Here is a 14,230-nt window from a genome sequence, read left to right as displayed (position 1 = left end):
AATAATATTAAGCTCAAATGTAGAAATAAATCGAAAAGTACATTAAGGCCGTGCCGATCATCACGAACACGTGCCAAATGACGTGAATGTACTTAACGTGCGGCAAACTGTAGAGCAGCGCCCCCAGCGTAAAGGCGACCCCGCCGGCTACGAGTAACCAAAAACCAACTAGTCCCAGACTATCCCACAGCTGTTTACCACCAGCGAGGCACATCCAGCCCATCAACACGTAAATCACCGTTTCGACCTTCTTGAGCTTGCCCGGCCAAATCGCGTTGACCGTGATGCCGGCAATCGCTAACACCCAAATCGTGATTAGGATGGTCCAACCCAACCAGCCCTTAATCGCTAACAAGCTGTACGGGGTGTAGGTACCAGCAATTAGAATGTAAACCGCACTGTGGTCAAAAATTCGAAAAACCTCACGCGCACGGGTAAAGTAAAGGCTATGAAACAACGTGGAAAAGGTGTACAGCACAATTAGCGAGCAGCCGTAAATAATGAAGGTCGTCCACTCCAACGCCGTACCGTCAGCGTAAGCCTTGAGCATTAAAAAGACAAACCCCACGATACTTAGCGCGATTCCAATGCCGTGGGTCACCGAATTCAATATTTCATTTAACAGCTGATACCGTCGCGTCGACAGTCCCATGTTGATCACCTCGTCGAATTATTATAATCAGCATACCATCATATCGTGTTAATATCAATACATCTAGTTTTGTAAACTAGATAATCTATTGCTACTAATAATAAAAAAGCCTCCTAGTCATGACTCGACTAGCAGACAATTTACTGCTCCTGTTCAGTTTCCGGTTCTTCCGCGTGGGCGGCAACCTGTTGAAAAATACTAATAATGTGCTTATCCGCCAGCTGATAGTGAACGTTACGACCGTTCCGGGTGCCGACGACCAGGTTGAGTTGTTTTAACACCGTCAACTGGTGCGACACGTTAGACTGGCTGAGTGCTAAACCGTTAGCTAATTCGCCCACACTCAATTTCGTCACCGCCAGCGCGTATAAAATCCGGGCACGGGTCGGATCACCCAACGCCTTAAAAATGGCCGTAATCCGGGCTAATTCAGCCGTTTGCGGAATGAGTTGGTCAAGTTTAGTGACCGCGGTTTCATGATTTAGTTCGGCATCCATACATAACCTCATTTTCATATTGTTATCATTATTACAGCGTGTTACAATACACATGAACAGGCATTCATATGTTTATTCGTTCATAATTAAATTATAACCATTCAAGGTTCAATATCAACCAAGAAGCAGGTGACTATTATGGCACATCAACATCAAATTCAAGAACAGTCCCAGGCATTTAAAATCGGGGTGCTGCTCAACTCCGTTTTCATTGCTGTCGAAGCCGGTTACGGGTTCGCCAGCGGCTCGCTGGCACTCGTCGCCGATGCCGGTCACAACCTGAGTGACGTGCTCGGCCTACTGATTTCGTGGTTGGCACTCTGGCTAGGCCAAAAGAGCGCTAACGACAAGTACACGTACGGCTATAAGAGTTCTTCCATCTTGGCCGCGTTGTTTAACGCCGTCTTCTTACTGGTAGCCGTCGGCGCAATTTCTGTTGAAGCAATTCAGCGGTTAGGTCATCCGGGACCGGTCGCCGAATGGGACGTCATTATCGTGGCGGCCATCGGGATCGTCATCAACGGCTTTACCGCCTTCCTATTCGTAAAGGGACAAAAACACGACCTCAACATTAAGGGCGCCTTTCTCCACATGGCTGCCGATACCGGCGTATCAGTCGGCGTGGTAATTGCCGGGTTCATTATTTTGAAGACCGGCTGGTTCTGGCTCGACCCAGTCATTTCACTGATCATCGCCCTCATTATTTTGATTGGGACTTGGGGCCTGTTACGTGAAGCCATGAACTACTCGCTCGAAGCGGTGCCACGCAACGTGAACTGCCAAGCGATTCAAGCTTACTTGAAGGCCCAACCGACCGTCAACCAAGTTCACGACCTCCACATCTGGGGCATGAGTACCACCGAAACGGCGATGACCGTGCACCTTTGCCGCTCGACGCTTGCCGACAACAACGCCTTTTTAGAAAAGCTCAACAAGGATCTCAGCACCCAGTTTCCACTGACCCACATTACCATTCAAATCGAACTGGGTAAGGTCGACTTTGAAACGACCGATGATTCCATTTAATTTAACCGTTTAAACCACCAATCCCCAAGGTTAGCTTGCAAGCGACCCTGGGGATTTTTTAGTCCACTCAATTCAGTTGAATCACACCGGCTGCCAGTAAGAACATGTGAGTTACGACCGGCCCCACGAAGGTGAATCCGCGGCGGTGTAAGTCCTTCGCAACCCGCGCTCCTAAGGGCGACGTCGTGGGCAGTTCATCGTCCGGTGCCGGCATGATCAACGGCGTGGCGTCGACAAATTGCCAGAGGTACGCACTAAAGCTACCAAATTCCCGTTGCACCCCGATAATGGCGCGGGCATCCGTAATGATGGCGCGTAGTTTGCGCCCGTTATGCATCACTTTCGGGGTCGTCATGAGGCGCTCCCAGTCCGGCTCTTCGTAGGCGGCGACCCGCTCAACGCGCAAACCGGCCATGTGTTGACGCAAAACCGGTAGCTGACTCGCAGCTGGTTGCCACCCCAACCCAGCCTGTAAAATACCGACAATCAACAGTTCAAACAGAACGTGATCGTCGTGGGTCGGCGTACCAAAGTAACGGTGGTAATCTTGAACCCCGTTCACATCAATTTCATTAAAATCAGTGGGACTAATCATGGTCGCTAACCAACCAGTAGCCGTTTTCAATCCGGTCTAACAAGGTCACCATCTGCTTAGTTTCCGCAACGTCGTGGACCCGTAAAATCCGGCCGCCGCGGAGCATCATCGTCGTTTCGGCGACCAGTGTCATCGGCAAGCGGTCTTCTTTTTTCAGCCCCAGCAGCAGCCCCAAGTAGCCCTTACGTGAAATGGCCACCATCATCGGGCGCCGCAACGCGTTGAACTGGTCCACGTTGCGCATCATCACGTAGTCCTGTTCACCGTGGGCCACCTGTGAATAACCAATGCCTTGATCCAGCGCGATTCGTTCAATATCGATACCGGCACTCGTTAGTGCGTTCAGGTTTTGTTCAAAGAAGCTGAACATGCTGCTCGTCAGGTCGCTGTACTCACGGTCGCGACTACTGTGCATCGTCAGCAGGCCGACGTTACTGTCCGCCATCAACTCCAGCTTGCGGGGGTCGTCTGTAAAGGCGTTAACGTCGTTGATAATGCTGACGCCTTCCTTGAGTAACGCCGCCATTACCGGATACTTGTAAGTATCCACCGCGATTACGGCTTCTGGAAAGCGCGCTTTGATCGCCCGAATATAGGGTAACGTCCGTTCAAGTTCAACTTCCGGTGAAACCGGCGTAAAGCCGGGCCGGGTCGTTTGACCGTTGACTTCAATGACGTCGGCGCCCGCCTGCAACATGGCGTCGACGTGCGCTAAGACGTCGTCCATGGTGGTGTAGCGGCCGCCGTCATAAAAGGAATCCGGCGTAATGTTCATAATGCCATAAATCATTGGTCGGGTCGTCAGGTCAAAACGGTGCGTCCCCGCCTGCCAGATCACGGCGTACTGTTTCATGATTTGCGTTAGCTGGATTTGAACCTGGACCTGATCACTGAAAAAGTCGGCCCAACGTTGGGCCATCAACCGCCCGGCTGCCTGGGTCAATAACACCGTTAGTTGTGCGTCGTCGACTTGGAACGTCCCGTCCAGTTGATGACAAAGCTGCGTCAAGCGCGTGCGTTGCGCCGCGTCGTAGCCACTAAATTGCAGGACGAGCTGTTGTTGGCGTTGCGCCTGCGCAAAAAGCGCGCTGCTGGCAAAATCTTGCCGCCGCGCTAACGAACTGGTTATGTCTGCCACTCTAATCATGGTTCCACCGATCCTTTCACTGTTCGAAGTTGTTCAGTTAATTGTTTAGCCGCCCGACCGCGGTGGGTCAACGGAATCCGCCAAGTTGGCGGTAGTTCGGCTAACGTGCGCCCGTACCGTGGTAGCCAAAAGAGGCGGTCAAAGCCCCCCGAATAACGGCCGGCTTGTTGGTGCGCGAGGTAACCACTCACCGTTGCCTGGGTAACGAATTGGCGGCCATCCGGCCAAGCAACGGCCAAGGTTGCCCGCATGGTGGCCCGCCGTTGGGCATCCGCCATTCCGGCTAAGGCCCGAATAATTTCTTGATTCCGGTCCGTACCAGCGACGTTCACGCCTAAATCACGGGCAGTCGTCACCCCTAAAAAGTCCGGTAACGCCGGAATTTCGAGGCCACTATCGTCAGCAATTACCGGTGCGCCCAGCTGCTGGGCCCCAAACTGAGCCTTAACCAGCGCGTTTTGGGCGTAACTGGTCGTTGTTTCCCTCGGAAAGTCCAGGCGGTCGCAGTGGTCCCCGTACGGTTCGGCAAGTACCCCATAATAAGCTAAACAGGCGGCGAGGTCGCGACTCTTACCAGCGTTATTAGACGCAATCAACCACGTCATTCACTCAGCCCCTTCCAACCAGCTTGTTGCAATTCGCGCATCACGTAAAAGGACCCGGTCACCACAATGGCGCTGGTCGGCGTCGCCCGTTGCTGGACCAGTTTCAACGCCGCGTCAATGTTAGGTGCGGTGAGCACTTCCGGGCCGTCCACCGGTCGTAACCGAACCGCTTCGGCGGCGAGGTCCGCTGCCGGGAGCGCCCGTTGCGGGTTTTCCGGTGTGTTGGTGATGACCAGCTTGGCACTGGCTAACAGCGTCGTTAACATCGGGCCGTGCGCCTTATCGCGCAACACGCCGACCACGTAAATCAAGTCACGATTCGGCAATAAGCTTTGCAGGCTTGCAACTAAGGCGGCCATACCATCAGGATTGTGTGCCCCGTCCGCAATAATCAGCGGTTGGTTTTGTAACACCGTCAGCCGGCCGGGCAACGTCACCCGTTGCAACCCCGTTCGAACGGCAGCTTCCGTCAAGCGCACGTGTTGGCCACGCAAGGTTGCGACCGCCGTCAGGACGTTGACCAAATTTTGTAACTGGTAGCGGCCAATCAGGTTAGTTCGTAAAGCGGGCCAGTGATAGCTTTGGCTCATCGCGTCAACGACCATCCCGTCAATCGATTCCGCCGTGACGGTCGTCTTGACCCGCTTAGCCGTCACCAGCTTAACCCCCTGATTTAATGCTTCGGTTCTCAATACCGCAAGCGCGTCGGGATGTTGATCGGCCAAGGTCACAACGGTCGTGTGTGGTTTAATAATCTTCGCCTTATTCTGTGCGATTGCTTTGATGGTTGGTCCCAAAATTTGGGTATGATCGAGAGCGATTTTCGTAAAAAGGGTCAACCGCGGGCTAGCTAAGGCGTTAGTCGCGTCATAACGACCGCCCAGTCCGGCTTCCACAATGGCCCAGTCCACGTCCTGATTCCGAAACCACACCATACTGATTAGGAAAAACCACTCAAAAATCGAAATTTCATGCGGTGCAATTCCCATGTTGGTCAGCACCGGTTCAATTTCCGCATACGTATCGATAAAGTCGGCCGGACTGATCCAGTGTCCGTTCAACTGTAACTGTTCGCGCGCATCGCTAATGGCCGGACTGCTAAAGCGTCCGACTTGGTAACCTTGCGCCCGTAAAATACTGGCCAACATCGCGCCGGTTGAGCCCTTCCCATTGGTTCCCGCAATGTGGATCACGTGGAAGTAATGGTCGGGATGCCCGAGGTGCGTCATGATCCGTTTTAATAACAGGACCCGCTGCTGGTTATCCGCCAACATGGCCTGGTTTAACTTTGCTAATAGTGCCTGATAGCGTTGCATTATGGCTGTTGCGTCCACCCAATCACCCTACTTTGCAATTCGTTGTAAAAATTCTCGTTTTAAGTCTAAGTCGGTCTTAAACTGACCGCTGTAATAGCTGCTTTCCGTATGCACACCCGGCTTCGAAACGCCACGCATTTCCATGCACATGTGACGGGCCGTAATCGAAACGGCGACGCCGGCAGGATCTAAGATTCGTTGTAATTCCTTAGCAATCGTCACCGTTAGCCGCTCCTGTACGTTCGGCTGCTTGGCGCAGTAGTCGATCAGGCGGGGAATCTTACTCAACCCAATGACTTGCTGGTGTTGCGGCACGTATGCAACTTGAACCGTGCCGAAGAACGGTAACAAGTGGTGTTCACACATCGAATAAAACGGAATGTCTTTTAATAACACCATTTCGGTCGGATCTTCTACCTTGAATAACTTATAGTTATCGAACGGGGCCGCCGTCTTAGTGGCAAAGACTTCGGCGTACATCCGCGCCACCCGTTCCGGCGTTTCAACCAAACCAGCCCGCTCCGGATCCTCGCCGACCGCTTCTAAAATATCGCGCACCGCGCGTTCAATTTTTTCCTTATTTTGTTCATCAATCATCTAACTCACTCACATTTCTCACTTTTTTTATCCAACTTTGATCCTGATTCTGCGCGATCATTTGCGCCACCTGGGGAGCAACTAAGTCGTCACCTACCGCAATCTCCTGTGTCGGTAGCAGCACAAAATTCCGGTGCGCCGCCTGTGCGTGCGGCACCGTTAACGTCGCCGTCCGAATTTTCCGCGCGCCCCAAAAGATGATGTCGAGGTCGATGGTTCGCGGCCCCCAGTGCACTAGGCGCTGGCGGTGAAGATCCTGCTCAATTTGATGGCAAACCGCCAATAACTGGTCGGGCGTTAGCCGCGTCGTTAGCGCGACCGACACGTTATAAAAGTTCGACTGCTCGCGGTTCCCCCAGGGTTCGGTTTCGTACCAGTGCGACGTCGCCCGGACGTCAACTGCGGGCAGTGCCCGCAGTAACCGTAACGCCCGCTGAATATTTGCGACCCGCGGGTGAATGTTCGACCCGATACTTAAATAGACGATTTCTTGACTAGTTGGCATCCGGCGCCCCCTCCACCTCGATCTCAACGTTATCAAAGATTCCCGGCATCGGCACACTGTACTTGCGCACCTTGATGTTAATACTTTCAACGGTCGGAAAGGCGGCCAACAAGGTTTCAAGTAAGTGGTTGGCTAACGATTCAATCAGCTGGTAAGAATGCGTCGTAATAAATTGTTCCGTTACGTTGCGAACTTCAGCGTAATTAATCGTTTCGTGAACGTCATCGTGGGTCACCCGGGTCTCGATCGGGTACTTGATGGCAATATCCAGTGCTAACTGCTGCCCGTTGCGCCGTTCTTCCGGGAGAACGCCGTTAAACGTGTGAAAACGTAAGTTGTTAATCCGAATCATGCCCATGAATATCCCTCTTAAACTAGTTTTTACCTATAATGATAGCATGAAACGTCCGGCTTATCCGGTAAATTGCGCCGTTTTTATCGGGAAACGTTTGGAATCTCAGTAAATCGTTATTAATTAGCTGAAAAAGCAAAATAGCAACTAGGGGTGCGTTCCCCAGTCGCTATCGCAATTCAACTATGACGTTTGAATCCAGTTATTCAAGTAATCGCTCGTCAAGACCGGCGTCTGCTTGACAATGTAAGTGGCTAACGGCGAGGCCGTCATCTGGGCCTGAACGTACGGCGTGTTAATAAGGTTGGCCACCGTCAGGCAGACAAAAATCACTAGGTAGGCCACCACGACCGCAACGACCCCACCAGCCAAGCTGTTAACCTGCTTAATGACTGGTAACCAGGTGACCTTGCGGGACAGCCGGGCGACGAAACGGACAACCGCCCAACCAATCGACGTTAAGATAAAAAACGCGACCACGTTAATGATCAGCGTCGTCATGACGCCCGTTTCAACGAGGTGTACGCCAGTTAAAAAACTGCTCAGCGCCTGGCCGACCGGTTGGTAAAAGAGCCGGGCAAAAATCAACACCCCGATGGTGCCGACTAAGTGCAAAATCTCAATGACCAAGCCCCGATGAAACCCGCGGAACAGTGCCATTACTAACCAAGCAATGATAATGATCGTAAAAAGCATTGTACTGCCACCTTCCCTATATTCGTAGGCCCATTGTAACAGGTTCTCCCGTTCGCGGATACGCTTAAACCGATGATTAAAGCATATCTTAAGACTTGACGCTGACTGGTTTTTTCGGTAAATTTAATAGTAATTCTTACGATTTAAAGGGACGGGGTTTTCAACATGCTTTACCGACGTTTTTTAGGGCTACTAGCCCTACTATTTGGGGTGCTAGGTCTTTTGACCGGCTGTCAGTCAACCCCAACGACGCAGCCACAAACCGGTAAAATTCAGATTATGGCAAGCTTAGACTTTTACGGACAAACGGCCCAAAAAGTGGCCGGCAAATACGGCCAAGTGACGACGGTCATTAACCGGCCCAGCATGGATCCGCATAGTTTCGAACCGACCGTTGAAACGGCTAAGCTAGGCAGCAGCGCCGCCTTAATCATTTACAACGGCCTGGGTTACGACGACTGGATGCAAAAATTAACGGTCAATAAGGCGGCTAACGCCAAGGTACTCGAAGTCGGAACCACGGTCGCCGATAAGCGGGACGGGGCCAACGAACACGTCTGGTACGACCCGACCACCATGCCACAGCTCGCAACCAAAATTGCGGCCACGCTGGCAAAAATCCAGCCGCAACACCGCGCCTATTTTTACCGTCAGGCCAAGGCGTACCGCGCACAATTAAAACCTGTCAGCCAAGAACTGCGAACTCTCAAGCAAAAGACCCGTGGCAAGCGCGTCGCCGTCAGCGAACCGGTCTTCGACTACTCTTTAAAAGCACTCGGCTTCAAAATCACCAACCAGCACTTTGCCAAAGCCATTGAAGAGGGTGCCGACCCGTCGCCTAAGGACATCAAGCAGATGCAAACCGCCATCCGCCATCACCAAATCGACCTGTTCGTTGAAAATACCCAGACCGATAGTAACGTCATCAACAACATGTTAAAGCTGGCCAAGCAGTACGACATTCCGATCCTAAAGGTCACTGAAACGTTACCGGCACACCAAACTTACGAAAGCTGGATGTTAAGTCAGTATCAACAACTCAACCGCCTACTTAAGTAATTAAAAATGGTTGTCAGCGTCATGCTGGCAACCATTTTTACGTTATGCCCTATTTAGCACGTTCATCACGAAGTAACAGGGCCAAAATCAAGCCAACGACTTCGATCCCCAGCATCATCCAGAAAACGGTGTGGTAACCGCGCAAATTTGCGACTAGGCTTGGTACGCCCGCCTTTAGCTGGGTCGCCGTGACGTTCGATAGGACCAACGTCGCAACCGCAACCCCGGCCGACCCCAAAATTTGACGAACGGTCGTAATGACGGCCGTACCGTGCGAAACCAACTCATTCGGTAACGAGTTCGCCCCCAGAGTTACCGCTGGCATCATGACAAAGGCGTTCCCGCCTTCAATTAGGGCGGCTAATAAGATCATGGTAACCAGGTTCAGTTGACGGTTGAGCAGCGCTAATACTAACCAGCCCAACACAATCATCGCCATCCCGAGTAGCATAATCTGCTTATAACCAATTTTTTCCGCCAAGGTCCCGGTCAACGGGTTCAAAATGGCGAGGAACACCGCCCCCGGTACTAGTGACATCCCGGAAACGAACGGCGAAACTTTCAAAATACCTTGGTAATACAGTGGGAAGATAATCGTGACCACGATCAAAGCGACGTACGAAATCGCCGTTAAGAAAATCGCTAAATCGTAGTTGAAGGTCTTCAAAACCCGCAACTCTAGTAGCGGCGTTTTGAGGTGGAACTGGCGGTAAGTGAAGTAAGCCACGGCAACGATTGAAACGATTAGTAAGATCCAGCTAAACGTCCAGTTGACATTGGCCTTGCCAATTTCGTTGACCACGTATAAAATACCGGCAAATCCGAGTAACGTCACAATTGATAAAAAGTCCAGCTTGGACGGCTTATTAACGACCACGTCTTGAATAGTGGCAAAGCTGATTAAAATCAGTACCGTTGCGACCGTAATGAAGACGGCGAACAACCCGTGCCAGTCGGTAAACTTCAAAACAATCCCGGAAATAATCGGGCCGGACGCTAACGCCGTCCCCATCACTAACCCGGCAATTCCCATGGTCGAGCCCCGTTTGCCTTCCGGCGTAATCATCAGCAAAATTGACTGATACGACGGGAATAGCACCCCAACGGCCGCCGCTTTAATTAGTCGGCCGATCATCATGACTGGAAACGACGGGGCGAAGTAAATAATAATCGAGCCCGCGTCGAATAAAATCAGTACCGTTAAGAATAATTTCTTAAACCCAATGTTGTTCAATAACCACGGACTGATTGGCATGATGACCACCATCGTTAACATAAAACCGGTCGTTAACCATTGCACCGTCGATGCCGAAATGCCAAAATCGCGCATGAAAGTTGGGTAAACCGTCGATAGCGATGATTGGCTGATCGACATGGTCCAAGTCCCGGTCAACAACGTAAAAATGAACCAAAAGCGCCGCCATCCGGTTAACGTCGGTGCCTGATTGGTTGCACTCATCAAAATTCCCCCTCTTACTTTAGAACAGTTATTAACTACCAACATCCATTGTACCATTCTGACTTTCGATGTACAGGAATTCGCAAACGGTTCGTAAGGCGCTAACTGCGACGCAAAAGGACCCGGACGTTGCCTCGTCCGGGTCCCAAAATCAATTCATCTTTAACCATTTTACCTTACGTCACGGAGCCTAATCAGCCAACATTGCGGCACTGACCGCCTGAAGTTCGGCTTGTTCACTTGCACTCGGCTTAGCAACCTTCATCTTCTTGAGTGCAATCACTGCACGGTACTGCAGCTCGGCCACGTTAATATCATCCCGTAAATCGTAATGGGTAATCGTGACGTACGCGGAGTTCTCGTAAATTTTTTCTACTTTAGCATAAAAATCATGATCAGTATTGCCATTCTTTTGGCATTTAACCCGATCTCCCACCTTAATTTCTGCCATTACCATCACTCCACTTCATAAAATATGGTAATAACATAGCACGTCCGTTCGTAAATAACAATCATTGTTCTCGAATTTACACGCTTTTTACATCGAACTGATGTCATCAGGAACATTGACAACCGTTTAAGCCCGTCATACCAGTAATCTGATGGTTCGAAAACCGACTGAAAGCTGGGCTTAAGTTGCTAAACCAACTTAGCTTACGACCGTTTTTTTCGCCGGTAGCCGAACCAGCCTAGCCCACTTAGTAACGTTGCGCCAAGTAACGCCCACCAGCCGGATTTTGCCGTTTCGTTCGTTTGCGGTAAACTGGTTACTTGGCTTGACCCCGGCTTAAACGGTCCCGCGGTGGTCCGGTTCAAGGTATCGTTCGTTGCCGTTGTTTCAGGGATACCGGTCGTCGGCAGGGTTGAACCGCCCTGTTCCTGATTGTCACCGCCAGTAGAACCACCCGGAAGCCCTGCGTCGCCTGAATCACCTGTTCCGTCCGATCCACCTAGTTCTCCTGTTCCATCTGGTTCGCCTGGTTCCCCTGGTTCGCCTGGTTCGCCTGGTTCACCTGGTTCACTTGGTTCGCCTGGTTCTCCTGGTTCCCCTGGTTCACTTGGTTCGCTTGGTTCGCCTGGTTCGCCTGGTTCACCGGGTTCGGCCGTATACGTGACCGTCACATCGATATCCGTACTCGTTTCCGTTACGTCCGCCGCTGCAACTTCTGCTTGATCCGGCTGATAACCCGCAATGGCTGGTGACTTGACCGCGTCAAAGCTAGCTGCACTTGCCACCCAATCATCCCAAATCACTTCGTCAGTCACAAGGTCGCGTTGACCTTCACGGCTGAACGTAATCGTTTCGGTCCGAGTTGGGGCCGCGGTCTTACCGTCCGCGTAAACGTACTTGATCGTCCGCGTAACCTGCTTAGTTTCGGTCGGTTCTTTGACCAGTTCATGTTTTAATTGAACGTCAAACGTCTGGCTACCATCGGTATACGTCGCCCCACCAACAGGGTATTCGTCACTAACCAATTCATAGCCAAGCGACAAGTAATACTTAATTAAATCGTTAGTTGAAAAGTCGACCGGCGTACCCTCATCACCCGTCATAGTCTTAGTTTGGAGCGTCTTGCCGGTAGTCTGGTCAATGAAGTTGACGGTCACCGTCCCTTGCGCCAACGGAATCTTATTGTAAACGTAGGTAACGGTACCACCGGCGGCCGTTAAAGTTCCGTTAGCCGCCAAACCATCACTAGCTACGTGGTCAAATTCATAGCCATCGATGGTTTCCTGGGTCGTTTGATAAGCTTTACCAACCCACTGACCGTCCGGATAGGTGGCTTCGCCGGTCTTCAGCACTTGACCATCTTGATCCACATATTCCACCGTGACCTTACCGGCCGCTACGGGCGTTTCTTCCTGCCAAATGTAGGTTGTCGGCGCACTCGGTACTTCGGCACCAATCTGGTAGCGCGCCATCAACTCGGCACTGGTCCCAATTGCGTCCTTAGATGCCGCCTGCCAGTTGCCGTCAGCGTCGCGCTCACCAACTACCCACTGACCGGTATACCCAGGTGCCGTGATTGGTGGTAGTTCAGCGTTCATCGTCGCACCCGCAAGCCGTGATTGATTCGTTAAGGTCAACACCTTCAAGCTGGTCGTCTCGTCCAACAAATTCCATACCGACGAATTTGCGAGTCCCGTAAAGTTAAAGCCACTTAAATCCAATTCGGCTAACGCACTGGCCCCACTAAACATGTTCGCAGCCTGCGTAATGACCCCGGTTTGCCAACCATTAAAGTTAACCTTAGTTAATTGACTATCGTTTAAAAACATCCCGCCAACCGAGGTCAAGTTAGCCGGTCGCCACTGACTAAGGTCAATACTAGTCAGTGGCATGTTCTGGAACATGCGATCCATCGCCTGAACCTGGCTAACATTCCAGCCTTGAATCGGTAATTGTGCTGGTGAACTAACCGCGTTACCAGAGAACATTGCCGTTAGCGACGTTGCGTTGTTCATTGTCCACTTTTCAACTCCGGAGAAATCGCTAATGGCGTTACCGCTAAACATGCCGTCGAACTTTTGCACTTTCGCCGTATCAAGGTAGCCGAGCCCCGTAATGGTCGTTATTTTTTTAATCAGCGGACTCGACTTTTTGAAAAAGGCGTTCGTCAAGTTATTCGTAGCGGTAATCGGTCCGGTAATATTGACGGCCGTAACTTTATCCCATTCCGCACTCTTTGACCAACCATTCGCATCACTGGCGATGATTCCCCAGTTCCCACTGTCAATGGTCAGCGTTCCCTGGTCGTCAATCGTCCAGTGACTCCCGTTCGCAACGGCAAGGGTATTCTCATCAACTACTGTCCGCGTAGTTGTGCGAGCAGCTGGTTGAGAGACGCTCATTGGTTGAGTCGCTTGGCGCTTTTGGGTTGTGGGCACCGCTGAAGTTTGTTCAGTCTCTGACCCGACTTGCGACGTTGATTCGGTCGACACGTCAGCAACGGGAGCTGCCGAACCCGGTTGTTCGGTCGTCGAACTTACCGGTGCTTCCGTTGAAGAAGTTGGTTCAGCCTGCTTAAGCAGGACCCGTTTTTCGTTAGTTAGTGTTGTTCTCGGCGCGCCGGTGGCTTCAGCCGGTTTAAGATTATCGACAGTCTGATCCGCCGGTTGCTCCTGTTCGGCAGCCCGACTGTGAATAGCAAGGGTGCCGAGTGACGCTAACGTGACACTGGCCACTAGCCACTTTTTACCACTTTTATACAGTTTATAACGACGCTTTGATCCATTGCGATACATCAATGTCGCCTCCATTTCAGAAATTAGAATTAGCTTATATCGAAAGGGATAATAAGTATCTATTGATTAATATAGTGACGACCAGCCGTAATATTGACGGTAAGTCAAAGTCAGCTATCCCATATTAAGAAGTTTATAATAGCGGTTTCAATGACGCAAACAAATGCTAATCCTAGTTTAGCTTAAAATAACGAAGGGGCAGCAACGCCATCACCACTGCGTTACTGCCCTCATTAATTTTTAATTAATCAATTTTTATCACATTAAATTAGTATATTCATTTCGATAACTAGTCACAATGATTCAATAAGGATTAGTTTTACCTAATCTAACTAAAAAACGGTATAAAAAAAGAACCAACCGAAGTTGATTCCAAATTGCATGGCAACGTCCTACCCTCGCAGGGAGCGATCCCCCAACTACTCTCGGCGCTAAGAAGCTTAACTTCTGTGTTCGACATGGGAACAGGTGTATCCTT

General features: G+C 51.0%; 15 protein-coding genes and 1 rRNA gene. 2 read left to right on the top strand and 14 right to left on the bottom strand.

Features of this window, described 5'->3' with window-relative positions; genetic code table 11:
- Positions 1-13: 13 nt before the first annotated feature.
- Together trhA and FFM82_RS11845 are read right to left on the bottom strand one after the other, a co-directional pair.
- Positions 14-652, bottom strand: a complete 639-nt coding sequence (gene trhA / locus FFM82_RS11850) for a PAQR family membrane homeostasis protein TrhA (RefSeq protein WP_137646016.1) — start codon at positions 650-652, stop codon at positions 14-16.
- A 140-nt stretch (positions 653-792) separates the two neighbouring features.
- The gene (locus tag FFM82_RS11845; RefSeq protein WP_137646015.1) at positions 793-1,149 is read right to left on the bottom strand and encodes an ArsR/SmtB family transcription factor; all 357 of its coding nucleotides are present in this window, start codon (positions 1,147-1,149) and stop codon (positions 793-795) included.
- Positions 1,150-1,287: 138 nt separating this feature from the next.
- On the opposite strand from FFM82_RS11845, the gene FFM82_RS11840 reads away from it, so the two are divergent.
- Positions 1,288-2,175 (top strand): cation diffusion facilitator family transporter, encoded by an 888-nt coding sequence (locus FFM82_RS11840; RefSeq protein ID WP_137646014.1) that lies wholly within the window; start codon positions 1,288-1,290, stop codon positions 2,173-2,175.
- Positions 2,176-2,242: 67 nt separating this feature from the next.
- Here the strand turns inward: FFM82_RS11840 and FFM82_RS11835 are convergent, their stop codons facing one another.
- The 8 genes from FFM82_RS11835 to FFM82_RS11800 form a co-directional block, all read right to left on the bottom strand.
- Positions 2,243-2,770: a DNA-3-methyladenine glycosylase I gene (locus FFM82_RS11835; protein ID WP_137646013.1), complete on the bottom strand. Its 528-nt coding sequence runs from the start codon at positions 2,768-2,770 to the stop codon at positions 2,243-2,245.
- Positions 2,763-3,914 carry a dihydropteroate synthase gene (gene folP / locus FFM82_RS11830; protein ID WP_137646031.1) on the bottom strand — a complete coding sequence of 384 codons (1,152 nt, stop codon included), beginning with the start codon at positions 3,912-3,914 and terminating at the stop codon, positions 2,763-2,765. Before folP ends, FFM82_RS11835 begins: the two co-directional genes overlap by 8 nt.
- The gene (locus tag FFM82_RS11825; protein ID WP_137646012.1) at positions 3,914-4,522 is read right to left on the bottom strand and encodes a non-canonical purine NTP pyrophosphatase; all 609 of its coding nucleotides are present in this window, start codon (positions 4,520-4,522) and stop codon (positions 3,914-3,916) included. The genes folP and FFM82_RS11825 overlap by 1 nt, the downstream gene beginning before the upstream one ends.
- A complete protein-coding gene (locus tag FFM82_RS11820; RefSeq protein WP_225425701.1) occupies positions 4,519-5,838 on the bottom strand; it encodes a bifunctional folylpolyglutamate synthase/dihydrofolate synthase in 1,320 nt (439 codons plus the stop codon). Before FFM82_RS11820 ends, FFM82_RS11825 begins: the two co-directional genes overlap by 4 nt.
- 27 nt (positions 5,839-5,865) lie before the next feature.
- Complete coding sequence (gene folE / locus FFM82_RS11815; RefSeq protein ID WP_137646011.1) at positions 5,866-6,435, bottom strand: GTP cyclohydrolase I FolE; 570 nt, start codon at positions 6,433-6,435, stop codon at positions 5,866-5,868.
- Positions 6,428-6,940 carry a 2-amino-4-hydroxy-6-hydroxymethyldihydropteridine diphosphokinase gene (gene folK / locus FFM82_RS11810; RefSeq protein WP_137646010.1) on the bottom strand — a complete coding sequence of 171 codons (513 nt, stop codon included), beginning with the start codon at positions 6,938-6,940 and terminating at the stop codon, positions 6,428-6,430. Before folK ends, folE begins: the two co-directional genes overlap by 8 nt.
- On the bottom strand, positions 6,930-7,298 hold the full coding sequence (folB, locus tag FFM82_RS11805) for a dihydroneopterin aldolase (RefSeq protein WP_137646009.1): 369 nt from the start codon (positions 7,296-7,298) through the stop codon (positions 6,930-6,932). Before folB ends, folK begins: the two co-directional genes overlap by 11 nt.
- 177 nt (positions 7,299-7,475) lie before the next feature.
- A complete protein-coding gene (locus FFM82_RS11800; protein ID WP_137646008.1) occupies positions 7,476-7,988 on the bottom strand; it encodes a CvpA family protein in 513 nt (170 codons plus the stop codon).
- 165 nt (positions 7,989-8,153) lie between these two features.
- Here FFM82_RS11800 and FFM82_RS11795 point away from each other — a divergent pair, with 165 nt between their 5' ends.
- Complete coding sequence (locus tag FFM82_RS11795) at positions 8,154-9,047, top strand: metal ABC transporter solute-binding protein, Zn/Mn family (RefSeq protein WP_137646007.1); 894 nt, start codon at positions 8,154-8,156, stop codon at positions 9,045-9,047.
- A 49-nt stretch (positions 9,048-9,096) separates the two neighbouring features.
- On the opposite strand, the gene FFM82_RS11790 is transcribed toward FFM82_RS11795, so the two are convergent.
- The 4 genes from FFM82_RS11790 to rrf all read right to left on the bottom strand — a co-directional run.
- A complete protein-coding gene (locus FFM82_RS11790) occupies positions 9,097-10,506 on the bottom strand; it encodes an MFS transporter (RefSeq protein WP_137646006.1) in 1,410 nt (469 codons plus the stop codon).
- A 190-nt stretch (positions 10,507-10,696) separates the two neighbouring features.
- Positions 10,697-10,957: a DUF2187 domain-containing protein gene (locus tag FFM82_RS11785; protein ID WP_137646005.1), complete on the bottom strand. Its 261-nt coding sequence runs from the start codon at positions 10,955-10,957 to the stop codon at positions 10,697-10,699.
- A gap of 203 nt (positions 10,958-11,160) precedes the next feature.
- Positions 11,161-13,752, bottom strand: coding sequence for a mucin-binding protein (locus FFM82_RS11780; RefSeq protein ID WP_170178291.1), 2,592 nt, complete (start codon positions 13,750-13,752; stop codon positions 11,161-11,163).
- A 379-nt stretch (positions 13,753-14,131) separates the two neighbouring features.
- A 5S ribosomal RNA gene (gene rrf, locus FFM82_RS11775) occupies positions 14,132-14,230 on the bottom strand; the annotation flags it as partial.

The sequence above is a fragment of the Lactiplantibacillus plajomi genome (assembly GCF_005405405.1).
Taxonomy (GTDB): Bacteria; Bacillota; Bacilli; order Lactobacillales; family Lactobacillaceae; genus Lactiplantibacillus; species Lactiplantibacillus plajomi.
This window is presented reverse-complemented; position numbering and strand designations above follow the sequence as displayed.